Below are 24,493 nucleotides of genomic sequence, written 5' to 3' on the forward strand. Positions count from 1 at the left end.
CTGAAGACTCCTGTTGAACATTCAGGCGACGCGGGGCGCCAGGCCCTGCATGTCGATGCTGGTGGAACGCTGGCCGATCAGTTCGCCAAGCAGCTGGCCACTGCCGCAGGCCAGGGTAAATCCCAGCGCGCCGTGGCCAAGGTTGAGCCACAGATTGCGATAGGCGGTGGCTCCGATCAGCGGCACGCCGCTGGGAGTGGCGGGACGCATACCGGCCCATTCGATGGCTGCCGCATAATCACCGGCGGCGGCGAAGGTCTGCTCGGCCTGACGCCGCATCAAGGCCAGCCGAGCCGGGTCCGGGGACGGGTCGAAGCCGACGATGTCGACCATGGCCGCCACCCGCAATTGCTGGCCGATCCTGGCGTAGACGATCTTGCGGTTGTAGTCGGTGATGCTGATATCCGGCGCCCGGTGCTGCGGGCCGATGGGCACGCTGAGGCTGTAGCCCTTGAGCGGATACAGCGGCAGCTTGAGCCCGGGCAGGCGCAGCTCGGCGCTGCGGTGACCGGCCGCCAGCACCAAGTGCTCCACAGGTAAGTGCCGGTCGCCCAGATCGATGGCCTGAACCCGGTCGCCCTGGTGATGAATGGCCCGGACTCGCTGGCCCAGGAGCATCTCGCAACGCCCGGAAGCCCGCAGCCGCGCCGCCAGTTGCTGGCAGAACGCGTGACAGTCGGCCACTTCCTCGTCGGGGGTGTAGATGCCGCCCACAAAAGACCTGTCGCCCAACGTCGGCTCCAGCGCGGAACATTCGGCGGCGGACAACACCTGCTGCTGGCGGCTGTCCGCCAGGTTGTGCCGAGCATGCTCGAAGCTGCCGGGCTCACGAAAGGTCACCAGCTTGCCGTTGCGCCGCCAGTCGAAGCCCTGCAGGCCATCCTCTTCGCGCCAGCGTTGCAGGGTGCTCTGGCTGAGCAATGCCAAACGCAGCAGGTGGGCGCCATTGCGCTGGTTCACCGAGTGCCGGCAGGCACCGAGAAACCCCGCCAACCAACGCCATTGCGCCGGGTCCAGGCGCGGGCGCAGCTTGAGCGGCGAGTCGCCCTTGAGCATCCAGCCCAGTGCCTGCCAAGGCACACCGGCATCAGCCAGGGGCGCGACATAGCGATAGGACAACTGTCCGCCATTGGCGAAGCTGGTCTGGCTGCCGAGGGCGTCCTGGGCTTCCACCAGCGTCACTTCCAGGCCTTGACGAACCAGGGCATAGGCGCTGGCCAGGCCAATGACTCCACCGCCGATGATGCAAACCCGCTGACTCATGACCGTCCCCGACCGCTTGTTGAATGACGCAAGGTTAGGGGCAGGTGACAGGCGCCGAACAATGAATAAAGATGGACCACCCATAAACAAAGGTTATGGACTGCCCATGCGACTGCGTCACATCGAAATCTTCCAGGCCATTCGCCAGACCGGCTCCATCAGCGGCGCCGCGCAGCTGCTGCACGTCTCCCAGCCGGCAGTGAGCAAGGTCCTGCAGCACGCCGAACTGCAACTGGGTTTTCCGTTGTTCCTGCGGGTACGAGGCAAGTTGCAGCCCACGCCCGAAGCCCTGGAGCTGGAGCGGGAAGTGGACAAGGTCAGCGAAAGCCTGCAAGGGGTACGGCGGCTGGCGCAGAACCTGCGCCGGACACCGGGCCTGAGCCTGCGCATCGGCGCCACCCCGGCCCTGGCCCTGGCGCTGCTGCCACCGGCCATCAGCGAATGGACCCGCCGCTACCCGGACAGCCTGTGCGAACTGTCCAGTGCCCATAGTCGCGAACTGGTGCAGAACCTGCTAATGCGGGAAATCGATGTGGCCCTGACCCTGCAGCGGCCGGATCACCCCGGCTTGAACGGGCAGGCCCTGGCCCAGGGCGTACTGGTGGCCCTGGCACCGCTGGACTACTGGCCTGAGCCAACCCGGGGCCAGCCACTGGCCCTGATGGAATTGGCGGATGCACCGCTGATTGGCCTGAGCAGCACCGATCCGCTGTCGGCCCGGCTCGACAGCTACCTCAAGACCGTGGAACCGCCGCCTCGGGTGAGCATTGCCGTACAGACCTACTCCCTGGCCCGGGCCATGGTGGAGTCCGGTGCCGGGCTGGCCTTGATCGACCCCTTCACCGCCCTGGGCGCTTCACCGGCCAGCACCGCCATCCGTCCCCTGAGCCCGCCCCTGCCCATCACCCTGTACGCCGTGACCCGCGCCGCCGAACCGCCGCCCCACACCCTGGCCAGCCTGCTGGAGATATTCTCCCGCCAGGCCCAAGCCCAACTCGACCGTCCCTTGTAGGAGCTGGCTTGCCAGCGAAAGCGCCCACAAGCCCGGCGCAAATCCCGAAGGCCCCTTCGCCGGCAAGCCGGCCCCTACAACCGCCCGGCTCCTACAGGACGTAGAACAGGATGGCGATGAAGTGCAGCAGGCTGCCGGCGATCACAAACAGGTGCCAGATCCCGTGGGCATGGCGCAGTCGGCTATCCAGGGCAAAGAAGATGATGCCCACGGTGTACAGCACCCCACCCGAGGCCAGCCAGGCAAAACCGGCGAGGCCCAAAGCCGCCAGCAGCGGCTTGACCGCCACCAGCACGATCCAGCCCATGACCGCGTAGATCACGATGGACAGAATCCGCGCCTCGGAACGCGGCTTGATCTCCTGGAGGATGCCGATCAGCGCCAGCCCCCAGACAATCCCGAACAGGGTCCAGCCCCAGACCCCTCGCAGGGTCACCAGACAGAACGGCGTGTAACTGCCGGCAATCAGCAGGTAGATGGAAAAGTGATCGACCTTCTGCATGATGCCTTTGGCCCGCCCACGCACGCTGTGGTAGACCGTGGACACGCTGTAGAGCACCAGCAAGGTGAAGGAATAGATCGCCACACCGACGATCTTCCACGGGTCGCCATCGAGACTGGCCATCACCACCAGCCAGATCCCGCCGACGAATGCGGCGATCGCTCCCAGCAAGTGGGTCCAGGCGTTGAATCTTTCTCCGTGATACATCTGTCGCTCACCCTTGAAACATTGAAAAAACACGCAAGGCTCAGGCCTGCAGCTTGAAAGCGCAATATGTCTATTGGGGCGCGGCCAATAAAAAACCAGCGGCCACGCCCTGACTCATCGGGCATCATCAGCCCCTCATCATCAGAGTCCGGACCATGCTCATCGACGAAGAGTTGACCCTGAAAAAGCTCGAAGTGTTTCTGGCCTTCATGCGCACCGGCAATCTGGCCCGCGCCGCCGCCGAGTTGCAGACCAGCAATGTCAGCGTGCACCGGGCCATCCACTCCCTGGAAAGCGCTCTGCGCTGCCCGCTGTTCAAGCACGAGGGGCGCAATCTGACGCCGCTGGAAAGCGCCTTCGTACTGGAAGAGCGGGCCCAGAAACTGGTCCAGGACGTGGTCGAGAGCGTGCGCCTGACCCGTGAAGCAGCGGGCTTCTCGGCAGAACGTTTCAAGCTCGGCGCGCTTTACTCGTTGACGGTGAAAACCGTGCCGCAGTTGATCATGGGCCTGAAGCTGCGCCGCAGCGAACTGAACATCGACCTGATCCTGGGCTCCAACATCGACCTGCTGTACAAGCTCAAGAACATGGAAGTGGACGCCATCCTGATTTCCCTGGACGACAGCGTCAACGACCCGGACTGCGAACAACTGCCGCTGTTTTCCGACGATATTTTCCTTGCCACCCCCGCCGATTCGCCCTTCGCCCAGCAGCACGAAGTGGACCTGGCGGACGTACGGGATGCCACCTTCATCACCCTGACCCAGGGCTTTGCCACCCACCAGGACGGGGTGCGGGTGTTCAAGCAGGCGGGGTTCGAACCCAAGGTAGCGATGCAGGTCAACGACATCTTCACCTTGCTGAGCATGGTCAGCTCAGGGGTGGGTTACGCCTTGCTGCCGGGGAGGATCGCGGCCGTCTACGAGAACCGCGTGAAACTGATACCGCTGCAGGCGCGCTACCGCCTGCAGCAACATATCGGCGTGGTGTTTCTCAAGGCCAAGGAACGCGACCCGAACCTGCTGGCACTGCTGGCCGAATGCCGGATGTACGCCAACCGCCAAGCCCCGTCCTGACACCGCGCGCCCGTAGGAGCTGGCTTGCCAGCGAAGGCGTCCGCAAGAGCGGCGCACGTCTCAGGGGCCTGTTCGCCGGCAAGCCGGCTCCTACAGGGGGTTATCCCACCAGGCCGCGGACGATGAAGAACAGCAGCGACGGCCCCAGCAGGCAACCCAGGCCGGTGTGGAAGGTTGCCGTCAAGGCGCCGTAAGGCACCAGCCGCCGGTCGGTTGCCGCAAGCCCCGCTGTCACCCCGCTGACCGTGCCGGCCAGACCGCCAAAGACCATCGCCGAACGTGGATTGTCCAGGCCCATCCAGCGCGCCGCCATCGGCGTGCCCACCATCACCAGGATGGCCTTGATCAGGCCCGTGGCAATCGACAAAGCCACCACATCGGAGCTGGCACCAATGGCCGCGCCAGTCACCGGGCCGACGATGTAGGTCACGGCCCCCGCGCCGATGGTGGTCATGCTCACCGCATCACGGTAACCGAAAGCCCAGGCAATGCTCGCACCGACAATGAACGGCAGCACCGTGCCCAGGAGCAGCGCCACTGCACCGATCATCCCAGCCTTGCGAGCCTCGGTGGCCTGCACCTCAAAGGCCGTGGCGACGATGGCAAAGTCCCGCAGCATAGCCCCGCCCATCAGGCCGATACCGGAGAACAATGCCAGATCCGCCAGGCCCTTCTGTCCACCGGTCACGGTGCCGCCGACCCAGGCCAGCACCAGGCCGATGACAATGGCGATCGCCGAGCCGTGAATGCGGCCGAATGTCAGGCGCTTGGACAGCAGCACCGAGATCCACATGATCACCCCGACGAAAGCGAAGGCCGTGACCAGACCATTGTGTTCCAGGCCTTTCTCGATCAGATCCCACATGTCAGCGCCCCCCTGCCGGAGCGGCGTCAGCGCCCGGCTCCAACGGCTCGGCCGGCAATGGCTCGCCTTTGTGGGTCCGGCTGATCAAGGCAATGGTGCAACCGCAGAGCACCACCGAACCTATGGCGGCCAACACGGCGACGGGCCCGCCGTGCAACGCGGTGACCACGTTCTGCTGGGCGGCCATGGCCACCACCACCGGGATGTACATGGCACCCCAGAAGCCGACGCCCATCTCACAATCCTTGGTCATGCCGCCGCGCTTTTGCATCCACAGGCGCGCGCAGATCAGCAGGATCATGGCGATACCGACCCCACCGACGTTGGACTTCACTCCCAGCAACACGCCGAGCATGTCACCGATAATCACGCCCGCCAGCGTACAGATCGCCAGCAAGGCCACACCGTAGATAATCATTGTTGTTGTCCTCAAAGTGCATCGTCGAAGTTGTTGTTTTTGTGCTTCGTCAGCCTGAGTCGGTGCTCTATCGGTCGCGGCTTCCCTCCTCACGCAACAGCGCCTGCAAGGTGTCCAGGCGCGCGCCGTCGAAGGCGATCACCGAACCTTGTTCAAACACCCGGCGTGCCAGTCCGGTGAGCACCGCACCAGGCGGCAGCTCGATCTGCAGGCGCACCCCGCGCTCGTAGGCGCTTTGTACGGTGCCGCGCCAATCCACGACCCGGCACATGTTGAAGGCCAGGTCGTCACGCAGCTGCTCCACCGAGCGCATCGGCCGCGCCCGACTGCCACTCAGGTAGCCCAGCCTGGGCACCTGCAAAGACACCGCGGCAAAAGCGGCGGCCAGGGTCCGGGCCGGTTGTTCCAGCAACGGGCAATGGGACGGCACGCTGACGGCCAGGCGCCTGGCCACACCGACCCCGCAACCCCGGGCCAATTCGGCCACGGCGTGCATCGCCGCATCGCTGCCGGCGATCACCACCTGGTTGTCGGCATTGATATTGGCCAGGTACACCGGCCTCTGCGGGCTGTGAACCTGGGCCAGCAGCCCTTCCACCGCGCCCAGATCGAGGCCGATCAACGCGGTCATGCCATAACCCTGTGGATAAGCCTGTTGCATCAGTTCGCCCCGCAGGCTCACCAGCCGCAAGGCGTCGGCGAACTCCAGGGCCCCGGCCACCACCGCCGCCGGATAGGCGCCAATGGACAGGCCCGCTACATAGTTCACCGTGGCTTCCGAGCGCAGCAGGGTCCGGGCGCTGGCCACCCCGGCGATCAGCAGGCACAACTGCACTGCGCGGGTAGTGGCCAGGGCCTCTGCGCAATCCAGAGTCAGAGCATCCTCGCCCAGCACCTCGCAGGCTTCTTGCAGGCAAGCCAGCACCTCAGGAGTCTGCGGCAAGCGCCGGAGCATCCCCGGCTGCTGCGCGCCCTGGCCGGGAAACACCAGCAAGCTACTCATGCGGCACACTCCAGGGCGCACCAGGGATCGCTCACCAGCCTGGCGCCCCGGGCACTCTTGAGCAGCACGCGTTGCGCCGATCCCGCCCACTCGCGCAAAGCCAGGGCCCCGGCCGGCACCTGCAATTGCAGGTCCACCGCGCAACCGACGCTGTCCAGCAGCCCCAGCAACTCACAGGCCCGGAGCCGGGTAAAAGGCTCGTCGGTGCGCAGGATCAGATCCAGATCACTCAGTTGATGCAACGCCTGGACTCCAGAGGCCAGCTCGAAACCGGCGCTGCCACTGACGCCCCAAGCCAGGCCCAGAGCGTCCAGTGCGCTGCGCAGTTGCTGCAGCGCCCGGAGCGCCGGCCAGGGCTGTGAAAAAGGCACATGGCACAGATCCTCAGGACGCACGCCCCGCTGCACCGACTCCAGCGCCAGCAGCGCCGGATAGCGCTGCTCTCGAGACGTGCCCCGCAGTCCCACGGCGATCAACCCGGGGGCAGCCAGGGCCCGCCGCACCACCACCGGCTGCCCTGCCTCCAATACCGCAAAGGCCCAGTCCGGAGCATCGGCCGCCAGCTGCCCGGGGGTCATGCCCCAGAGCAGATCGTGGGGCAGCCAAGGACCGAGCCCGTTCACCACTGTTCCCGCAGCAATTGACGGACCCGGCTCGACGCCGCCCGGTTCACCGCACCCAGGCGACTGCCGAGGTCGGCCCCCTTGGCCCGTACATCGGCAATCGCCGCCAGCAGGCATTCCTGGACGACCGTCAGATCCTCCACCGTCGGCTGTTCGATCTGCCTGACCGAGAGGGTTTCCCAGAGCAGCCCGAGGCCGGCGTAGCTGTCGATGTCATAGGCCATGGGCGGCACGCTGGCGGCCAGGGCTTCCAGCTCCTCGACACTGCGCAGGGTGACCCGCGCCGCCGACGCCTTGCCCATGGCATGCACCATCACCCCGGGATCGCGCAGGGCGATCAAACGGTTGGCCTGATAACCGTGGGCCAGAAAGGCCCCGGACATGGCCTTGCCCACCAGTAGGGCAATCACCGGGTGCCCGGCCAGCCGCGCCCGGGCGTAGCTGTCGGCAGCGGCGGCCAGGGCCTGATGGATGCCCAGGGCCTCTTCACGACGGCCATAGGCCTGGCTCGGCACATCGACAATGGCGATCAGCGCTCGCTTGTGCGGCTGATCGCGGTCAGTGCTGATCAGCTCCTCCACGGCCTTGGCCAGGCCCCAGCCTTCCAGCAGTCCGACTTCACCCTGGCGGGCGCGGGGAAAACGATTGTCCGGGTCGGCCACCACGGCGATAAAGCGGGCCGGCTGGCCACCCAGTTCGGCGTCGGCCACCCGCAACGATGGGGGCAGGCCGGCAACCGGAGCGGCGCTGCCACTCAAGGCCTGGAGCCAGTTCAGGCCCCTCAGGGAACAAGCACTCATGAGCGGTCTCCTTGATACAGATCGCGAACCGTCGCCGCATCGATCTGCGGTGCCGTGTCCAGGCGGGCCAGACGTTGCAGGTAGAGATCGGCCTCGCGGCTGCGTTGCCGCTCGGGCAAGCCAAGGGCCAGCAACTCGCGGACCTGAGCCTGGATCTGCGCCACATCGTCGGCCACGTAACGGTCCACCAGGCCACTGGCGAAACGCTGCTCGCCGCCGGTCAGGCTCCAGATGAACGGCCGGTCCCGGGAGTCGTATTCCTCAAGCCCGGCTTCCTGTTCGATCACTTGCGGGCCGTTGAGCCCCAGGCGCGCTTCCTGGGTGACCACGAGATAACTGCACAGCCCGGCGGCAATCGACATGCCGCCAAAACAGCCGACGCTACCGGCCACCAGACCGATCACTGGCTGGTACTGACGCAAATCGACGATCGCCGCATGGATATCGGCAATCGCCGCCAGCCCCAGGTTGGCTTCCTGCAAGCGCACGCCACCGGTTTCCAGCAGCAGCACGGCGCGGGTCGGGATGCCGTTGCGGTTGTCCTCGGCGGCCAGTTCCAGGGCCCCGGCGATCTTCGCCCCGCCCACTTCACCCAGGCTGCCGCCCTGGAACGCGCCTTCGATGGCGGCTATCACCACCGGCAAACCGGCGATGCTGCCCTTGGCGATTACCACGCCGTCGTCGGCCTGGGGCACCACGCCCTGACGCGCCAACCAGGGCGACATGACCCGCTGGAACGGGTCCAGCAGCTCGCGAAAACTGCCGGCATCCAGCAAGGCCCGGGCCCGCTGCCGGGCGCCCAGTTCGACGAAGCTGTGCTTGCTCAACAAACCTGCGCTGTCAGTCATGGCCGATCTCCTCGAAGCCCTGTTCCAGGCGCAGGCGCACCACCCCGGGAGTGGCGCCGAAATCATGGATGTCGATCAGCAGCGCAGGTGGCGTCTGGCCGTCGAACATGCGTTCGAACAGGTGCTGCCAGCGCGAAGCACTGCCGTTGACCGAGGTTTGCACCTGGATCGTCAGCTTGCCGGGCTGGCCCGGCTCCAGCAGCACTTCCAGGTCACCGGAGCCGACACAGCCCACCAGGGCGCGGCCACGGCCAGGCTGGCCGGCGGGGAATTCAAAAGACAAGGTTTCCATTACAGCGCTCCCTGGATAAAGGCGTCGGCGGATTCAATCCGGTCCAACAGCAGGCTGGCCGCCAGCAAATCAGCGGCACCGCCGGGCGAGGCATTCAAGGTCAGCAGTTGCAGGTCCAGCTCATGCAAACGCCGACGACCGGCGAGGCTGGCGCTGCCGCCCGCATCGAGCACCGCCTGGGCGCCCTGTTGCATGGCCTGCAAGCCCTGTTCACCGGCGCGATACAGCACGCAGGTGTCCGCCAGCCGGCTCATGATCGCCAGCAAGGCATCGAGCCGGGCGTTCTGTTCGCCGTGGCCGTGGGCACGACTGTGCTTGAGCTGGGGCAGCCCCCGTTGCAGCACCGCGGGGAAGCCTTGCTGGGCTTCTTCCCGAGCGCCGCGCACGCCGTAGCGCAGCGCCACCTGGGCGCCATGACTCAAGGGCCGTGGTGCATAACGATCCTCCAGCAGGGCCAGACGCGCGGCCCGCAGCGCAACGCTGCCGGCCCCTGTGGATCGGGGTTCCAGCGCGGCCGCAGCCACCAGCAGGCCGAGGGCCCAGATCGCTCCGCGATGGGTGTTCACCCCCGCCGTGGTGGCGAGCATGGCCTGCTCGCCTTCGCGGCCAATACGGCCCAAGGCTTCGCGCAAGGGCAGGCCGACTTCGCCGAACTCCAGCGCCGCTTCGGCCATTTCCTTGAAGGCCGGCCACAGTGACAAGGCCGAAGCGTGCATCAAGCCCAGGTGCAGGTCGCTATGGGCGCCATTGCCGCGACGGTCCACCAGGGCCGGCTTGGGCGACAGGTCCGCCTCATCGATCAGCGCGTCCACCGCCAGGTCCGCCAGGCGTTCGGCCAGACTCAGGGTGTGTGATTGCAGGTTGAATGCGTGCATTACCAGCTCCTGAACTTGGCGGGCGGGTTGTACAGGCCACCCGACCACTCCACCAGATCGGCGACGCTTTTCGCTGCCAGAAGCTCGCGGCTGGCGTCGGTACGACGGATGCCGAGGTCTTCGGGCAAGGCGATCAGCCCTTCACGGCGCATGCGGGCGGTGTCTTTGGGGTTGTGGCGCAAGCCGATGGCGGTCACCCCGGCCACGGCGGCGATCATCGCTTGGCGTTCTTCCAGGGAGCGGGCCTTGTACAGGTAGGCGATGCCTTCCTCGGTCAGCAGGTGGGTGACGTCGTCGCCGTAGATCATGATCGGCGCCAGGGGCATGCCACTCTTGCGCGCCACTTCCACGGCATCCAGGGTCTCGACAAAGGTCGGTTTGCCGCCTTCCTGGAAGGTTTCCACCATCTGCACCACCAGTTTCCTGCCTCGTTCCAGCATGGCCTGGGGTGCATCGCTCTGGTCGACGCGCATGTCCAGCCAGGCCGGAGTACCGTGACGCCGCCCGCGCGGGTCGTGGCCCATGTTCGGTGCCCCGCCGAAACCGGCCAGACGGCCACGGGTGACAGTGGAGGAATGGCCATCACCATCGACCTGCAAGGTGGCGCCGATAAACAGGTCCACCGCGTATTGCCCGGCCAGTTGGCAGAACATCCGGTTGGAACGCAGGGAACCGTCGCGGCCGGTAAAGAACACGTCCGGGCGCGCAGCGATGTAGTTCTCCATGCCCAGTTCGGTGCCGAAGCAATGCACGCTTTGCACCCAGCCGCTTTCGATGGCCGGGATCAGGGTCGGATGGGGATTGAGGGTCCAGTTGCGGCAAATCTTGCCCTTGAGCCCCAGGGATTCGCCGTAGGTGGGCAGGATCAGCTCGATGGCCGCGGTGTTGAAACCGATGCCGTGGTTCAGCGACTGCACATTGTGTTTTTCGTAGATGCCGCGGATCGCCATCATCGCCATCAGCACGTGCACCGGCTTGATATGCCGCGGATCGCGGGTGAACAGCGGTTCGATGTAGAACGGTTTGTCGGCCACCACCACGAAATCCACCCAGGACGCGGGAATATCCACCCGGGGCAGTTCGCTGACGTCATCCACCAACTGGTTGACCTGGACGATGACAATGCCGTCGCTGAAGGCCGCCGGCTCGATCAGCGCGGGCGTGTCCTCGGTACTGGGGCCGGTGTAGATGTTGCCGGCGCGGTCGGCCATGAACCCGGCGGAAAGCACCACATTGGGGATCAGATCCACCACCAGCCGCGCATAGAGTTCGATGTAGGTATGAATGGCGCCGACTTCCAGCAGCCCGTCCTCCAGCAACTGGCTGATGCGCAGGCTCTGGGTGCCGGCGAAGGAGAAGTCCAGCTTGCGGGCGATGCCGCGCTCAAAGAGGTCCAGGTGCTCGGCACGACCGACGCTGGGCATGATCATGTGCAGGTCATGCAGCTTGGCCGGGTCGGCCTTGGCCAGGGACCGAGACAGAAAGTCCGCCTGCTTCTGGTTATTGCCCTCCAGCACCACCCGGTCGCCGGGCAGGATCAGGGCTTCCAGGGCAGCGACAATCTTGTCGCTCGGCAACACCACGCCATCGGCGATGGCCCGCACCTGTTCGAGGCGCCGCTGCTTTTCGCTGCGCCGCCGCGACCAGCGCGCGTCGGGGGATATTGTTGTTGTCATGCTCACTCCACGGGTTCGCTGTCGTGGCAGTCACCATAGGAGTGAAACCCTGGGGCATCAATCAAGCCCGGCGCTGGATAGTTACGCTGAGCGTAACGATTGCCACGCCAATGGCGCCGTTTCTCGCTCTCGGTACACAATGCCCACCGGACCGGCCAACCCATGGCCTGAGCAGACAATGATGAGAGTCAGCATGGACACACCGATTCGCTCGAACCAGGCGTTGCTGGAACAGATCACGCACGGCCTGAAGCCCGACTACCTGATGTTCTGGGGGCACCAGCCGACCCGGGACGGGCGCATTTCCCCGAGTTGCTTCAGCCAGTGGTTTGACGCTGGTTTCGAGATCGAGGGCATCCACTATCCCAGCGCCGAGCACTTCATGATGGCCGGCAAGGCCTTGCTGTTCGACGACCGGGAAACCCACGGGCGAATTCTCAAGGCGGTGACACCCGCTGACGTCAAGCAACTGGGGCGTGAGGTGCGCGGCTTCGACGACGCCCGCTGGACTGAGGCGCGCTTCGACATCGTGGTGCGCGGCAACCTGGCCAAGTTCAGCCAGCACTCGGCCCTGGGTGAGTACTTGCGGTCCACCCGGGATCAGGTGCTGGTGGAAGCCAGCCCGGTGGACCGGATCTGGGGCATCGGCCTGGCCGCCGACGACGCCAAGGCCAGCCGGCCGGAACAATGGCGCGGCCTGAACCTGCTGGGCTATGCGCTGATGGAAGTGCGGGACAGGTTGCGTACGGCCTGAGGCGCTGCGTTCGCTGGCAAGCCAGCGCCTACAGGCGGTGTTGGGTAGGAGCCGGCTTGCCGGCGAACAGCCCCTAAAGGGCCTCCACCAGCAACTCTTCCAGCGCCTGCAGGTCCGGCACCTTGGCCACCAGCTCGGCCACCTGTACTGCCGCTTTCTCCAGGGGCGCCAGGGGCACGTCGACATAGCTCAGTTGGCTGTCGAGCTTGCAGGAGCGGGGAATGCCCTGCACCAGCAAGGCGATGAACTTCAGTTCCGGGCGCCCACCCAGGGCATTGAGCACAACGATGCGAGCCCGCTCGCCAATCACGGTCCTGCCGCCGCAGGCCGACTCGAAGCTGATCAGCGGAATCCGCCGCTCGCGCCACAGCACCCGGCCCAGGTACCAGGGCGGTGAATCCAGGTCGAAGGTGCCCTGCTGATAGTCGATCAACTCGGCCACGGCCACGTTGGGCAGGATCAGGGTGCGGTCGGCCAGGGGCAGCAGCAGCCCGGTGAGGGTGCTGGAGCGGTGATCAAGCATGGTTCTTGCTCCACAGGGCGATGCTTTCCAGCAACACCGACTCTTGATAAGGCTTGCCGAGGTAGTCGTTGACGCCAATGGCCATGGCCCGGTCGCGGTGTTTCTGACCGGTCCGGGAGGTGATCATGATGATCGGCAAGCGCTGCAGACGGGGGTCGTTGCGCACCTGGATCGCCACTTCAAAACCGTCCATGCGCGGCATCTCGATATCCAGCAGCATCAGGTCCGGGGTGTGCTCGGCCAGCACCGCCATGGCATCGACTCCATCCTTGGCGGTGAGCACGTTCATGCCGTGGCGCTCCAGCAAGCGGCTGGTGACCTTGCGCACGGTCACCGAGTCGTCCACCACCAGCACCAGCATCGGCCGTGGCGGCTCCACCTCGCTGACCGCCTCCTCCCCGGCCGGACGCGGCACGGGCGCCTGCAACTGCTGTGCGCGGATATGCGCCAGCAGGTCGAGAATCAGCACCACCCGGCCATCGCCAAGAATGGTCGCGCCGGACAGGCCCTGCACCGCCGCGAACTGTGGCCCCAGGCTCTTGACCACGATCTCCCGGGTGCCGGCCGTGGTGTCCACCTGCACCGCGATGCGCTGCTCGTTGCAATGCACCAGCAGCACCGGCAACGGCAGTACCTGGCCCAGGAGCTTGGGTCGCGGCACGGTGTGCAGCAGCTCCCCCAGGTAGCACAGGTCATAACGCTGGCCGGCGTATTCATAGCGCGGCGGGTCGAGTTGGTAGTAGGCGTCCAACTCACCCGGCAGGACCCGGACTATGCCTTCCACGGTGTTCAGCGGGATGGCGTACTGCTCGTCGGCGCACTGCACCATCAATGCCCGGTTGACCGAAACGGTGAATGGCAAACGAATACGGAAATGCACCCCCTGGCCGGCAACCGAATCGATGCTCATGCTGCCGCCCAGTTGGCGCACTTCTTCATGGACCACGTCCATGCCCACGCCGCGCCCGGAGATCTGGGTGATCTTCTCGGCGGTGGAGAAGCCCGGTTGCATGATGAACTGCAGCACCTCGCGGTCGCTGATGGGCGCCTGCGGGTCCAGCAGGCCGCGCTTGATGGCCTTGTTGCGCACCGCCTCCAGGGGCACCCCGGCACCGTCGTCGCGCATGTCGAAGATGATGTCGCCGCCCTCCCGGGACAGGTCGAGGGTGATCCGCCCCTGTCGCGGCTTGCCGGCGGCAAGCCGCGCCTCGACGGATTCCAGGCCGTGGTCCACGGCGTTGCGCAGCATGTGCTCCAGGGGCGCGACCATGCGTTCGAGGACGTTGCGGTCCATTTCCCCCTCGGCGTTGCCCACCACGAATGCCACGTCCTTGCCCAACTCTTCGGCCACTTGGCGCACGATGCGCTTGAGCCTTGGCACCATGCGTTCGAAAGGCACCATGCGGGTGCGCATCAGGCCTTCCTGCAATTCGGTATTGATGCGCCCCTGCTGCTGCAACAGGTTCTCGGCGTCATGGTTGCGCCGGTCGAGGGTTTCCTTGAGATCCAGCAAGTCCGAAGCCGACTCGAACAGGGCCCGAGACAGCTGCTGCAACTGCGAGTGCCGATCCATTTCCAGGGGGTCGAACTCCTCGTAGCCCAGGCGCTCGGCCTCCACCTGCTGGCGACTGAGAATCCGTCCCTGGGTCTCGGTGTCCAGGCGGCGCAGTTGGTCGCGCATCCGTTCGATGGTGGTTTCCATCTCGCCGAGGGCCACTCGGGCATCGTTGACCTGTTGTTCGATGCGGCCACGGAAGATCGACGTCTCCCCGGCCAGGTTCACCAGATCGTCCAGCAACTCCGCCGATACCTTGACCATGTCCCCGGCTGCCGCCGCTTCCGGAGCGGGTGCAACAGGCTCGGGCTTGCTCGCCGGCAACGGGCTTGGCACACCAGGCGTGGACGGCACACGGGGATGGCTCAGGTCGTGGATGGCATCGATGAGCTTCTGCGCCGCCTCGATGGGCTGGCCGGCCCGGGCGGCGTCGAGCATCTGCGCCAGGCGATCGTGACTTTTCTGCAACAGGGTGAACAGCGCCGGGCTGGGTTGCAGCAGGCCGGCGGACAGGCCTTCGCAGAGAAATTCCAGCTCGTGGGCCAGATCGCCGATGGGGGCAATTTCCACCATCCGCGCACCGCCCTTGAGGGTGTGCAGGTCCCGCAGCAGGGTTTCCACTTCCTGGCGGGCCTGGGGGTCGGCCTGCCAGCGACCCAGGGCCGCGGCGGAGCTGTCGATGATGTCGAAGCCCTCTTCGAGGAAAATCTCCAGCAGCTCCGGGTCCTGACCGGCACTGTCTTCCTGCGCCGCGCTCGGCGCCGGCTCCGCAGGGCTCGCAGCCTGCTGCCGGTAGGCCCGCACGGCATCGACCTGGGCCCGGGAATCGTCCAGCGGCCGCTGCCCCTGCAATTGCTCCAGCAGCAGCGCCAATTGCTCATGGCTGCTGCGCAATAGCAGGCCCAGATGCTGACTGTGGCTGTAGCGTCGGTCCACCAGCCCCTCGTACAGCGACTCCAGCTCATGGGCCAACTCTGCCACCGGGGCCACTTCGGCCATGCGCGCACCGCCCTTGAGGGTATGCATGTCCCGCTGCAGGGACGACAGCGGTGCAGCATTTTCGGGATCGGCCAGCCAGCGCTGCAGGGCCTGATCGGCGCTTTCGAGGATATCCACCGCTTCTTCGAGAAAGATTTCGACGATCTCGTCATCGGCTTGCGAAGGAGCTGAAACCTGCTCCAGGCGAGCCGTGGCCGCCCCCAGCTCGCTGATACTCAAGACGCGACTGCCATCGCTCCTGATCAAACCGGTAGCGGACGGATCGAGGCCCTGGTGCAGCAGTGCGCGCAGGGCCTCGACCCGCTCCGGCCGCGGGCTGACTTCCTGGCCCGCCGCCAGTTCGTCGAGCATGTTGATCAAGGCTTCATGGGCGCTTTCGGCTTCCTGGAAGAAGCCCTCGCTGACCGCCAGGCTGCTTTCCTCCACGGCGCCATAGAGATCGAGCAGGGCCTCGCACAGCTCATCCACCGGATGCAGGTCGGCCAGGTGCGCGCCTTCGCCGAGGGTGGTCAGTTCATCCAGCAAGGCGCTGAGCTCCTGGCGCTCGCCGGGATGCTGCTGCCAACGCCGCAACAGGCTTTCGGCATCCAGCAGGATGTCCATGCCCTGGGCTAGAAAGTTATTGATCAGTTGCGGATCGCGCTTGGCCCGGGGGGCACTGTCCGGGGCGTTGAGCAGTGCCTCCAGACGCTCCCCCAGCAGCGCCAGGGCGCGACCGACCAATGAACGGGCACCGTCGATGGGCGCCAGCGGATCACTGTCCAGCTGCCGCAGGCCACGGCGCAGCAGGCCTTCGGCCTCCAGCAACAGTTCCACTTCGTCCAGGTCCAGGGGAATCAGGTGCGCCCGGTACTCGCGGGCCAGTTGATCGAAGGGCCCGGCCAGTTCGGCGATAGGCAGCACTCCGGCCATGGAGGCGCTGCCCTTGAGGGTGTGCAGGGCACGTTGCAGTTCATCGCTGGCCTGCAGCGGCACGTGCTCGGCGGCCTGATCGAGAAAGCGGTTGAGGCTGTCCAGGTGGGTCTGGGCCTCGGTGCGGAAAATCTCCAGCAACTGCGGGTCGAGGGCGTCGTCCAGCGGCACATTGGCGGGCTCCTCGGCGCCCTTGGCCAGGGCATGGGCGCGCGCCGCCAGGCGATCGACATCATCGCGCTGACGCTGAGCCTGGACGGCGAATTCGGCGATCAACTCAGGCAACAGCTGCAGCGTGTCCTCCACCAGCTGCAGGACCTCAGTGCCGGGGGCCACGCTATGTTCCAGTACTCGATTGAGGAGGTTCTCCACCGCCCAGGCCAACTCCCCCAGCACCAGCGCTCGCACCATGCGGCCGCTGCCCTTGAGGGTGTGAAAGGCCCGGCGCAACTCACTCAGGGCGGACGTGCCCTGGGGGTCGGCGGCCCAGCGCGGCAAATACTCGCGGAGCACTTCCAGCACTTCCTCGGTTTCCTCGAGGAATACTTCTCGCAACTCGTCGTCCACCGGTTCCTCGTCCCGAGGTGGCGGCAGCAGGCTGCCCGGAGTGATCAGGGCCGGCGGGTTGAGGGCCGATACCGGCACCGCCAGCACATCCCCCAGGGACTGCACCACCTGGGGATCATCCAGCGCCTGCTGATCCTGCATCACCTGGGCCGCGCCGGGGCTCAGGGGCTGATCCAGCAACGGCACCTGTTCCACCGGTACGTAACCGAGGGCGGCCAGGCCTTGCTCGGCAACGTCGAGGATCTTTTCCCCCGGGGCTTCATGGTCCTCGCTCAAGCGCTCGAGGTAGTACTCCAGGCTGGTGATCACGTCAGCCAGATGGTCCAGTTGCTGCCAGTCAGGGCGGGGTTGCGCCAGCAGCAGATGCTCGATGATGAACTGGTTGCAGGCTTCCATCAGGCTGGCCGCACGGGGCAGCGGAATCATAGCCAGGGCACCGCGCACCTGGGTCAGCAGCTCCGGTACCGAAATCAGCGGCTCGCGCTCCCAGTCACCTTCGATGCACTCGATGATCAGGTCCTTGGCCTGCTGCAGGCAGAGCCGCGCCTCCCTGATCACCAGTTGGTGGATCTGGGTCAGGTCGGTGGTGGGCAGACGGCTTTCTTCACGACTCTCCGGCTCCACAGTGCCGACCATCCCGGCCAGGGTCGCCTCGACATACAACAGGGCACCGGCCACGTCCATCAACACCGCGTCGTCCGGCGCCCGCTGGCCCTGAGCCAGACTCTGGACCACCGCCAACTGGTCGATGATCACCTTGCGCGGCTGGCCGAAGCCCAGCACCGCCAGGGTGTCGGCGATCTGCCGCAGCGGCGACAGCAGGCTGTCCAGGTCGCCGGCGTGCTGGCGATCGCTGCGCACGAACAGATCGAGGCGCTCCTTGACCCGCACCAGGCCGTCGCACAACGCTGCCAGCACCGAACGCATGGCGTCGCGATCGGGGCCGGCCATGCGGGCCCGTTCCTCGTCGACCACCGCGCTGTCGGGCAAGGCGTCGTCCAGTCCGTAACGTTCTTTCATGGTCAGCATCAATGGGGTGGGATGGCGCGCCTTGGCGATGTAGAACAACAGGCTCTTGAGCAACTCGGCGGGAGCCGCCTGGTTGATGCCGGGCATGCCCTGCTCCAGGAGCCGCTTGAGCTCCTTTTCGGCGTCCTTGAGCAGGCTGCGCACCGCCGGGCTGTTGGCGATCTCGTTCTGGCGCATGCCTTCCACCAGGGCCGAGGCGATATGCCACAAAGGCGCCAGCGGCGCATCCTGGCACAGGGCCTCCAGGCGCTCGAAGACCTTGGCCATATGGCCCAGGCAACTTTCGGCGTCCTGTTCACGCAGCAGGTCCACCAGCGCGGTCTGCAGCATGTGTCGCAGCTTGCGCAACTGGGTCGGGAACTCCAGGGGTTCCAGGGCCATCAGGACCTTGTCGGAAAGAGGCGGCAGGATGGGCAATTGCGGGCTGAACAGGCTGGTTTCCGAAAGCAGGCTTTCACCTCGGGCGCTGCGCAGGTCGTTGAGCAGCGGCAGCACCACCAACGGCAGGTCGCGCCGCGCGCTCTGCACCCGGTCCAGGTACTGGGGCAACTGGCTGATGGCCTGGCGCAGCAGGCGCAGGGCTTCGTCACGCTGGGCTACCCGCTGTTGCTGCAGGGCCAGGGCGAGTTTCTCCATTTCCTCGGCCAGCAGCGCGGCACCGTAGAACTCCACCATCTGCAGGCTGCCATGGACCTGATGAATCCCCTCCAGGCACTGGCCGAGGGCATCCAGGGTCTGGGGCTCGTCCGCCAGGTGCTCCAGTGCCTGATAGGCCTGTTTCAAGGTCTCGGCAATTTCGCCCTTGACCCATTCCAGGGCCACATAGTCATGCCGGTCAACCATAACCACTCCAGTCAAAACCTTCTGTGCTCGCCAGATCGCAAACGGGTTCCCAGCGTCAGCGGTTGTCATTCGGGGCCGGTCCCCGGGTCGCCGGCAGGGTAAAGCCGGACACAGAGCGACGCAGTTGGCTGGCCATCTTCGCCAGGTTGCCGATGCTCTCGGCGGTCGCGGTGGAGCCGGACGAGGTTTGCGAGGTGATCTGCTGGATCACGTTCATGGTCAGGGAAATCTGTCCGGCCGAGGAGGTCTGTTGCTGGGCCGCATTGGAGATGCTCTGGATCAGCGCCGCCAGGGTCTTGGATACGCCCTCGATTTCTTCCAGGGCCACACCGGCGTCCTGGGCCAGACGCGCACCGCGCACCACTTCGGTGGTGGTCTGCTCCATGGAGATCACCGCTTCGTTGGTGTCGGTCTGGATCGCCCGCACCAGGGTCTCGATCTGCCGGGTGGCCGCCGAGGAACGCTCCGCCAGCCGCTGCACTTCATCGGCCACCACGGCAAAACCGCGCCCGGCATCCCCGGCCATGGAGGCCTGGATCGCCGCGTTGAGGGCCAGGATGTTGGTCTGGTCGGCAATGTCGTCGATCAGGCTGACGATATCGCCGATTTCCTGGGAGGACTCACCCAGGCGCTTGATGCGCTTGGCAGTGTCCTGGATCTGTTCACGAATGTTGTCCATGCCGTGGATGGTGTTGTGCACCACCTCGTTGCCCTTGTTGGCGATCTCCACCGAGCGCTCGGCCACCGCCGAGGATTCCGCGGCGTTGGCCGAGACCTGGTCGATGGATTGCGCCATGTCGTTGATCGCCGTGGAGGCTTCGGAAATCTGCTGCGCCTGGTGTTCCGAGGCTTCCGCCAGTTGCATGGCGGTGGCCTGGGTTTCCTGCACCGCACCGGCCACCTGACCGGCAGTGAGGTTGATGGTGGCCACCAGGTCCCGCAGTTGGTCGACGGAATAGTTGATGGAATCGGCAATGGTGCCGGTGAAGTCCTCGGTGACCGAGGCGGTCACCGTCAGGTCGCCGTCCGCCAGGTCCTCGATCTCGTCCAGCAGACGCATGATCGCGTTCTGGTTGCGCTCGTTCTTCTCGGCGGTTTCCCGCAGTTGGCGGTTGGTTTCACGGACCATCACCAGGCCGATGAGAATGATCGACGCCAGCGCCAGCAGGCCCAGGACGTAGCCACCAATGGTGTCCAACTTGCGGCTGCCGGCCAGGTTCTCGAAGCCGGTGGCCAGCAACGAAGCTTCGTCCAGCAGGGTCTGGGACAGGCTGAAGATGTTGCTCGCCGACTCGCGCACCTGGAACAGCTCGGGAGAGGTTTCGAGAATCTCGTCCACGGAACCGGAAACGAACTCGAACAGTTCGGAAATCTCCGCCAGACGAGACCGGGCGTCGGGGTCTTCGACCTGGCTGATCTTCAATCCCGGGTTGCCTTGCAGCATGCCGTTGAGCACCTGGCCGAAACGCGCGGCATCACGGCCAAAGGCATCGGCGGCCTGCACGGCGTTTTCGTCGCCGGCCAGCACCGTATTCACCGCACCGAGAATCCGTTCAGCCAACAGCGACTGGCGCTGGGCCATGGCCACCTGGGCAGCCGGGGCGCCGCGCTGGAGCAGGATCTCCACCACCTTTTCGTATTCCACCTGCAACTGCGGCACGGTTTCCGCCAGGGTCGCGGCCACCTGATGCAGGGACAGCACCGTCTGTTCGCTGGCCAGGATCGCGTCGGTGTTCTTCAGCAGTTTTTCCCAGTCCAGCTGCACGGCGCGCATTTCCTGACGCAGGACCACCGGGGCGCCGGGCAGGCCAGTGGCCGGGTCGCCCTTCTTCAGATAGCCCCAGCGCTGGGCAAAGTCGTTGCGCGCATCTCCCAGCAGCTTGAACGCCGCGGCCTTGCCCGCCGCCGCCTCGGTGGCGTTCTTGGCGATGCGCTGGGACAGCACCCGCAGCTCGCCGGCATGGCCGATGTACTGCTTGTCGTAGGTGGCCTGGGTATTGAGGTAAGCGAAGTTGGCGAACAGCAGCATGATGAACACGATCAGTGCGATGAACAGCACGATGATCTGCGAGCGACTGCGGGAGCCTTCCAGGGGCTTTCCGGTTTTGGCTTTGGTCATCGATCAGGCCTGTGGCGAGCGGGCGGTCCCGCATTCGGCTCCCCGGGACGCACGCATCGCCAGGGCAGCATGGGTTGATCCAGGAAGGCACGAGCCTGCCATGGCACTGCAAAAGGGCTGCACAGGCACCGGGCAAGCATTCACGCCGCCACCTCCAGGAACTCGGGAGAACGGGCCAGGGCAAAGGGGCTGAACACCTGCCAGACCTGATCACGACGAAACTGCCCTTGCAGGTAGGGATTGATCGCTGCGTCGCAGAACCCGCCAAGGCCGGGCTCCAGGCTGTCCTGGGCAAAGTGCTGCAGGCCGGCTACCTCATCCACCAGCAGGCCGGCGAACAGTTCTTTGTACTCCACCACCAGCACTCGCCGCTGCTTGCGCAGGGGCGACAGTTCATGACCGAAAAAACCGCACAGGTCCATGATCGGCAGCAGGCGTCCGCGCAGGTTGGCCACGCCCTTGACCCAGGGCTTGACCCCGGGCAGCAGGGTGTAACGCGGCTCGTGCAGGACTTCGCTGATCTCGCCCATGGCCGCGACATACCAGTGCTCGCCCAGGCGAAAACCGATACCGCTCCAACTGTGCTGGCGGGTTTCCTGGGACGGCAGGTCGGCGGCCAGCAGGCGACAGCGCTGGTCGATCTCCAGCAGCAGCTCGAAGGCGGTCTGGGATTCGCTCATGGCCGGGGCGGTCAGCCGGCCAGGACGTTGTTCAGGGTCTTGATCAGAGTCTCTTCGTCCACCGGCTTGGTCAGGTAGTCCTTGGCGCCCTGGCGGGTGCCCCAGACCTTGTCGGTTTCCTGATCCTTGGTGGTGATGATGATCACCGGGATGTGGCTGGTCTCGGCATCCTTGGTCAACTGGCGGGTGGCCTGGAAGCCATTGAGACCGGGCATGACGATGTCCATCAGCACGGCGTCGGGTTTTTCTTCCCGGGCCAGGGCCACGCCGTCGGCACCGTTCTCGGCCTTGAGCACTTCATGGCCGTGCTTTTCCAGCATGCCGGTGAGTTTGTACATTTCAGTCGGCGAGTCATCGACGATCAGAATACGAGCCATGGTCTTCCCCATACGGTATAGGCGCGCAGCCCGCTGGCCGGACGCCGTTGTGCGTGTCTACTGTGGCGCAAGCGCGACAAAGTCCGGAACGTGGGCCTTGATTGCGCTCAGCAGTTCTTCCTTGCTGAAGGGTTTGGTCAAAAACTGATCGGAGCCGACGATGCGCCCCTTGGCCTTGTCGAACAGGCCGTCCTTGGAGGACAGCATGATCACGGGAATGGACTTGAACGCGCTGTGATTCTTCACCAGCGCACAGGTCTGATAACCGTCGAGCCGCGGCATCATGATGTCGACGAAAATGATTCCGGGGTGGTGGTCGACGATCTTCGACAGCGCTTCGAAGCCGTCCACTGCGGTAATGACTTCACAGCCGACGTTCTTCAACAGCATTTCGGCCGTGCGGCGAATCGTCTTCGAATCGTCGATCACCATCACCTTCAAGGCATTGGAATGCTGTTCCATATCTGCTCTGCCATCGCCCCAGCGAATGATTTGATCCGGTACCGCTGGCCAACGCCCCAAACCCTTGAACTTCAAGGCTTCGGCCCGGCATGCAAGCCTTTTTAGCACACTCTCCCCCCTGCAATCTATGGACCACGCCAGGCAGTGGTTTTTCCTTGACCCAGGCCCCTGTCAGCGCCACTCTGACGCCACTTTTTTTGCCTTGCTTCCACTCATTTTCTTAAAGGAATCCACCCATGAGCGTTCGCGTCGGGATTGTCATGGACCCTATCGCCAGCATCTCCTACAAGAAGGACAGCTCGCTGGCCATGCTGCTGGCCGCCCAGGAGCGCGGCTGGACCCTCTTCTATATGGAGCAGCGCGACCTGTACCAGGGCGCCGGCGTGGCCCGGGCCCGCATGCGTCCGCTGCAAGTCTTCGCCAACCCGCAGAAATGGTTCGAGCTGGATGCCGAGATCGACTGCCCCTTGAGCGATCTGGACGTGATCCTGATGCGCAAGGACCCGCCCTTCGACATGGAGTTCGTCTACTCCACCTACCTGCTGGAACAGGCCGAAAGCGCCGGCGTGCTGGTGGTGAACAAGCCCCAGAGCCTGCGTGACTGCAATGAAAAGCTGTTTGCCACGCTGTTCCCCCAGTGCACCCCACCCACCGTGGTCAGCCGTCGCGCCGATGTATTGCGCGAGTTCGCAGCCCAGCATGGCGATGTGATTCTCAAGCCCCTGGACGGCATGGGCGGCACCTCGATCTTCCGTCACCGCGCCGGCGACCCGAACCTGTCGGTGATCCTGGAAACCCTGACCATGCTCGGCAGCCAGCAGATCATGGCCCAGGCCTACCTGCCAGCCATCAAGGACGGCGACAAGCGCATCCTGATGATCGACGGCGAACCGGTGGATTACTGCCTGGCGCGCATCCCGGCGGCCGGTGAAACCCGTGGCAACCTGGCCGCTGGCGGTCGTGGCGAAGCCCGCCCACTGAGCGACAAGGACCGCTGGATTGCCGCCCAGGTCGGCCCGACCCTGCGGGCCAAGGGTCTGCTATTCGTCGGCCTCGACGTGATCGGCGAGCACCTGACGGAAATCAACGTCACCAGCCCCACCTGCATCCGTGAAATCGACAATGCCTTCGGCACCAACATCGGCGCACTGCTGATGGATGCCATCGATCAGAAGCTCAAAGCCAAGTGATGTAGAACAACCAAGCACCAACCAACATTGCGTTATCATGCGCCGCCTGTGAAACCGTGATGTTGGTTGTGTAATGCCTCCTGTGATGTCGAACCGTCGATGAGCCTCCCGTCCGATCTGCCCCCCGAGCTGGCCCATAGCGGCGTGCGCGCGGCCGATCGCCTGGGATTTACCCTGTTCCTGGCGGCGCTCCTGCACCTGGCACTGATCCTCGGCCTGGGCTTTTCCTTCGCCGAACCCAAAGCGATCAGCAAGACCCTGGAAATCACCCTGGCCACCTTCAAGAGCGAGACCAAGCCGAAGAAGGCCGATTTCCTCGCCCAGGACAACCAGGAAGGCAGCGGCACCCTGGACAAGAAGGCCATTCCGAAAACCACCGAAGTCGCCCCCTTCCAGGACAACTCGGTGAAAAAGGTCGTGCCGCCGCCGTCGGTCAAACCTGAAGTCAAGGAAGCCGCGCCCAAGGCCGCCGTCGCCACGACGGCGCCCAAGCCGAAAAAGACCGTGACCCAGCGTGAAGAGGTCAAGAAGGACCCGACGCCCAAGGCCGACACCCCGAGCTTCGACAGTTCTCAACTGTCCAGCGAGATTTCCAGCCTGGAAGCCGAACTGGCCAACGAACAGCAGCTGTATGCCAAACGCCCGCGCATCCACCGCCTGAGCGCCGCCTCCACCATGCGCGACAAGGGCGCCTGGTATAAGGACGAATGGCGCAAGAAGGTCGAGCGCATCGGCAACCTCAACTACCCCGAGGAAGCCCGGCGCAAGCAGATCTACGGCAATTTGCGGCTGATGGTCTCGATCAACCGCGACGGTTCCCTGTACGAAGTGCTGGTGCTGGAGTCCTCCGGCCAGCCGCTGCTGGACCAGGCCGCCCAACGCATCGTGCGCCTGGCGGCGCCGTTCGCGCCCTTTACCGGCGACCTGTCGGACATCGACCGCCTGGAAATCATCCGCACCTGGCGCTTCGCCCGGGGCGACAAACTGTCCAGCAACTGATCCCCCCGCCGGGCAGGCATAAAC

Annotated in this window: 22 protein-coding genes; 5 read left to right on the plus strand and 17 right to left on the minus strand. The window is 65.2% G+C overall.

Translation table 11 applies throughout. The features are described from left to right. Nucleotides 1-21: 21 nt before the first annotated feature. Entirely contained in the window at nucleotides 22-1,263 is a 1,242-nt protein-coding gene (locus FW796_RS10970) for a D-amino acid dehydrogenase (RefSeq protein WP_404937838.1), read from the minus strand. 106 nt (nucleotides 1,264-1,369) lie between these two features. On the opposite strand from FW796_RS10970, the gene FW796_RS10975 reads away from it, so the two are divergent. Continuing rightward, entirely contained in the window at nucleotides 1,370-2,275 is a 906-nt protein-coding gene (locus FW796_RS10975; protein WP_346633216.1) for a LysR family transcriptional regulator, read from the plus strand. A 91-nt stretch (nucleotides 2,276-2,366) separates the two neighbouring features. Here FW796_RS10975 and trhA read toward each other — a convergent pair whose 3' ends face one another. Continuing rightward, on the minus strand, nucleotides 2,367-2,984 hold the full coding sequence (trhA, locus tag FW796_RS10980) for a PAQR family membrane homeostasis protein TrhA (protein WP_346633217.1): 618 nt from the start codon (nucleotides 2,982-2,984) through the stop codon (nucleotides 2,367-2,369). A 155-nt stretch (nucleotides 2,985-3,139) separates the two neighbouring features. Between trhA and FW796_RS10985 the strand changes: the two genes are divergently transcribed. Continuing rightward, nucleotides 3,140-4,060, plus strand: coding sequence for a LysR family transcriptional regulator (locus FW796_RS10985; protein ID WP_346633218.1), 921 nt, complete (start codon nucleotides 3,140-3,142; stop codon nucleotides 4,058-4,060). 100 nt (nucleotides 4,061-4,160) lie between these two features. Here the strand turns inward: FW796_RS10985 and madM are convergent, their stop codons facing one another. From madM to mdcA, 9 genes are all read right to left on the minus strand, one after another. Next, complete coding sequence (madM, locus tag FW796_RS10990; RefSeq protein WP_123726636.1) at nucleotides 4,161-4,925, minus strand: malonate transporter subunit MadM; 765 nt, start codon at nucleotides 4,923-4,925, stop codon at nucleotides 4,161-4,163. Nucleotide 4,926: 1 nt separating this feature from the next. Beyond that, the gene (gene madL, locus FW796_RS10995) at nucleotides 4,927-5,343 is read right to left on the minus strand and encodes a malonate transporter subunit MadL (RefSeq protein ID WP_123726637.1); all 417 of its coding nucleotides are present in this window, start codon (nucleotides 5,341-5,343) and stop codon (nucleotides 4,927-4,929) included. Between the two features lie 67 nt (nucleotides 5,344-5,410). Beyond that, nucleotides 5,411-6,346, minus strand: a complete 936-nt coding sequence (mdcH, locus tag FW796_RS11000) for a malonate decarboxylase subunit epsilon (protein ID WP_446439358.1) — start codon at nucleotides 6,344-6,346, stop codon at nucleotides 5,411-5,413. Continuing rightward, entirely contained in the window at nucleotides 6,343-6,969 is a 627-nt protein-coding gene (locus tag FW796_RS11005) for a malonate decarboxylase holo-ACP synthase (RefSeq protein ID WP_446439359.1), read from the minus strand. Before FW796_RS11005 ends, mdcH begins: the two co-directional genes overlap by 4 nt. Then, complete coding sequence (mdcE, locus tag FW796_RS11010; protein WP_446439360.1) at nucleotides 6,966-7,769, minus strand: biotin-independent malonate decarboxylase subunit gamma; 804 nt, start codon at nucleotides 7,767-7,769, stop codon at nucleotides 6,966-6,968. The genes FW796_RS11005 and mdcE overlap by 4 nt, the downstream gene beginning before the upstream one ends. Next, on the minus strand, nucleotides 7,766-8,617 hold the full coding sequence (locus FW796_RS11015; RefSeq protein WP_346633223.1) for a biotin-independent malonate decarboxylase subunit beta: 852 nt from the start codon (nucleotides 8,615-8,617) through the stop codon (nucleotides 7,766-7,768). The genes mdcE and FW796_RS11015 overlap by 4 nt, the downstream gene beginning before the upstream one ends. After that, nucleotides 8,610-8,909: a malonate decarboxylase subunit delta gene (locus tag FW796_RS11020; protein ID WP_047289704.1), complete on the minus strand. Its 300-nt coding sequence runs from the start codon at nucleotides 8,907-8,909 to the stop codon at nucleotides 8,610-8,612. The genes FW796_RS11015 and FW796_RS11020 overlap by 8 nt, the downstream gene beginning before the upstream one ends. Then, on the minus strand, nucleotides 8,909-9,784 hold the full coding sequence (locus FW796_RS11025; RefSeq protein WP_446439361.1) for a triphosphoribosyl-dephospho-CoA synthase: 876 nt from the start codon (nucleotides 9,782-9,784) through the stop codon (nucleotides 8,909-8,911). Before FW796_RS11025 ends, FW796_RS11020 begins: the two co-directional genes overlap by 1 nt. Next, nucleotides 9,784-11,460, minus strand: coding sequence for a malonate decarboxylase subunit alpha (mdcA, locus tag FW796_RS11030; RefSeq protein WP_446439362.1), 1,677 nt, complete (start codon nucleotides 11,458-11,460; stop codon nucleotides 9,784-9,786). The genes FW796_RS11025 and mdcA overlap by 1 nt, the downstream gene beginning before the upstream one ends. A 193-nt stretch (nucleotides 11,461-11,653) precedes the next feature. Here mdcA and FW796_RS11035 point away from each other — a divergent pair, with 193 nt between their 5' ends. Next, nucleotides 11,654-12,214, plus strand: coding sequence for an NADAR family protein (locus FW796_RS11035; RefSeq protein WP_346633226.1), 561 nt, complete (start codon nucleotides 11,654-11,656; stop codon nucleotides 12,212-12,214). Nucleotides 12,215-12,287: 73 nt separating this feature from the next. On the opposite strand, the gene FW796_RS11040 is transcribed toward FW796_RS11035, so the two are convergent. The 6 genes from FW796_RS11040 to pilG all read right to left on the minus strand — a co-directional run bounded on the left by FW796_RS11040 (nucleotide 12,288) and on the right by pilG (nucleotide 22,280). Beyond that, complete coding sequence (locus tag FW796_RS11040) at nucleotides 12,288-12,737, minus strand: chemotaxis protein CheW (protein WP_346633227.1); 450 nt, start codon at nucleotides 12,735-12,737, stop codon at nucleotides 12,288-12,290. Continuing rightward, entirely contained in the window at nucleotides 12,730-18,642 is a 5,913-nt protein-coding gene (locus FW796_RS11045; RefSeq protein WP_446439363.1) for an Hpt domain-containing protein, read from the minus strand. The genes FW796_RS11040 and FW796_RS11045 overlap by 8 nt, the downstream gene beginning before the upstream one ends. Before the next feature lie 55 nt (nucleotides 18,643-18,697). Continuing rightward, nucleotides 18,698-20,761 (minus strand): methyl-accepting chemotaxis protein, encoded by a 2,064-nt coding sequence (locus FW796_RS11050; protein ID WP_346633229.1) that lies wholly within the window; start codon nucleotides 20,759-20,761, stop codon nucleotides 18,698-18,700. Nucleotides 20,762-20,901: 140 nt separating this feature from the next. Then, nucleotides 20,902-21,441 (minus strand): chemotaxis protein CheW, encoded by a 540-nt coding sequence (locus tag FW796_RS11055; RefSeq protein ID WP_253128481.1) that lies wholly within the window; start codon nucleotides 21,439-21,441, stop codon nucleotides 20,902-20,904. A gap of 11 nt (nucleotides 21,442-21,452) precedes the next feature. Continuing rightward, on the minus strand, nucleotides 21,453-21,818 hold the full coding sequence (pilH, locus tag FW796_RS11060) for a twitching motility response regulator PilH (protein WP_011064000.1): 366 nt from the start codon (nucleotides 21,816-21,818) through the stop codon (nucleotides 21,453-21,455). A 57-nt stretch (nucleotides 21,819-21,875) separates the two neighbouring features. Then, nucleotides 21,876-22,280 (minus strand): twitching motility response regulator PilG, encoded by a 405-nt coding sequence (gene pilG / locus FW796_RS11065; protein WP_025131048.1) that lies wholly within the window; start codon nucleotides 22,278-22,280, stop codon nucleotides 21,876-21,878. A 236-nt stretch (nucleotides 22,281-22,516) separates the two neighbouring features. Between pilG and gshB the strand changes: the two genes are divergently transcribed. Next, nucleotides 22,517-23,470 (plus strand): glutathione synthase, encoded by a 954-nt coding sequence (gene gshB, locus FW796_RS11070; RefSeq protein WP_346633230.1) that lies wholly within the window; start codon nucleotides 22,517-22,519, stop codon nucleotides 23,468-23,470. Nucleotides 23,471-23,569: 99 nt separating this feature from the next. After that, complete coding sequence (locus FW796_RS11075) at nucleotides 23,570-24,469, plus strand: energy transducer TonB (RefSeq protein WP_346633231.1); 900 nt, start codon at nucleotides 23,570-23,572, stop codon at nucleotides 24,467-24,469. The last annotated feature ends 24 nt before the right edge of the window (nucleotides 24,470-24,493 follow it).

The sequence above is a fragment of the Pseudomonas sp. 910_21 genome (assembly GCF_052850735.1).

Excerpts from the sequence above, each read along its gene's own strand:
- FW796_RS10970 (WP_404937838.1), bottom strand. The coding sequence starts at position 1,263 with ATGAGTCAGCGGGTTTGCATCATCGGCGGTGGAGTCATTGGCCTGGCC.
- FW796_RS10975 (WP_346633216.1), top strand. The coding sequence starts at position 1,370 with ATGCGACTGCGTCACATCGAAATCTTCCAGGCCATTCGCCAGACCGGC.
- trhA (WP_346633217.1), bottom strand. The coding sequence starts at position 2,984 with ATGTATCACGGAGAAAGATTCAACGCCTGGACCCACTTGCTGGGAGCG.
- FW796_RS10985 (WP_346633218.1), top strand. The coding sequence starts at position 3,140 with ATGCTCATCGACGAAGAGTTGACCCTGAAAAAGCTCGAAGTGTTTCTG.
- madM (WP_123726636.1), bottom strand. The coding sequence starts at position 4,925 with ATGTGGGATCTGATCGAGAAAGGCCTGGAACACAATGGTCTGGTCACG.
- madL (WP_123726637.1), bottom strand. The coding sequence starts at position 5,343 with ATGATTATCTACGGTGTGGCCTTGCTGGCGATCTGTACGCTGGCGGGC.
- mdcH (WP_446439358.1), bottom strand. The coding sequence starts at position 6,346 with ATGAGTAGCTTGCTGGTGTTTCCCGGCCAGGGCGCGCAGCAGCCGGGG.
- mdcE (WP_446439360.1), bottom strand. The coding sequence starts at position 7,769 with ATGAGTGCTTGTTCCCTGAGGGGCCTGAACTGGCTCCAGGCCTTGAGT.
- FW796_RS11015 (WP_346633223.1), bottom strand. The coding sequence starts at position 8,617 with ATGACTGACAGCGCAGGTTTGTTGAGCAAGCACAGCTTCGTCGAACTG.
- FW796_RS11020 (WP_047289704.1), bottom strand. The coding sequence starts at position 8,909 with ATGGAAACCTTGTCTTTTGAATTCCCCGCCGGCCAGCCTGGCCGTGGC.
- FW796_RS11025 (WP_446439361.1), bottom strand. The coding sequence starts at position 9,784 with ATGCACGCATTCAACCTGCAATCACACACCCTGAGTCTGGCCGAACGC.
- mdcA (WP_446439362.1), bottom strand. The coding sequence starts at position 11,460 with ATGACAACAACAATATCCCCCGACGCGCGCTGGTCGCGGCGGCGCAGC.
- FW796_RS11035 (WP_346633226.1), top strand. The coding sequence starts at position 11,654 with ATGGACACACCGATTCGCTCGAACCAGGCGTTGCTGGAACAGATCACG.
- FW796_RS11040 (WP_346633227.1), bottom strand. The coding sequence starts at position 12,737 with ATGCTTGATCACCGCTCCAGCACCCTCACCGGGCTGCTGCTGCCCCTG.
- FW796_RS11045 (WP_446439363.1), bottom strand. The coding sequence starts at position 18,642 with ATGGTTGACCGGCATGACTATGTGGCCCTGGAATGGGTCAAGGGCGAA.
- FW796_RS11050 (WP_346633229.1), bottom strand. The coding sequence starts at position 20,761 with ATGACCAAAGCCAAAACCGGAAAGCCCCTGGAAGGCTCCCGCAGTCGC.
- FW796_RS11055 (WP_253128481.1), bottom strand. The coding sequence starts at position 21,441 with ATGAGCGAATCCCAGACCGCCTTCGAGCTGCTGCTGGAGATCGACCAG.
- pilH (WP_011064000.1), bottom strand. The coding sequence starts at position 21,818 with ATGGCTCGTATTCTGATCGTCGATGACTCGCCGACTGAAATGTACAAA.
- pilG (WP_025131048.1), bottom strand. The coding sequence starts at position 22,280 with ATGGAACAGCATTCCAATGCCTTGAAGGTGATGGTGATCGACGATTCG.
- gshB (WP_346633230.1), top strand. The coding sequence starts at position 22,517 with ATGAGCGTTCGCGTCGGGATTGTCATGGACCCTATCGCCAGCATCTCC.
- FW796_RS11075 (WP_346633231.1), top strand. The coding sequence starts at position 23,570 with ATGAGCCTCCCGTCCGATCTGCCCCCCGAGCTGGCCCATAGCGGCGTG.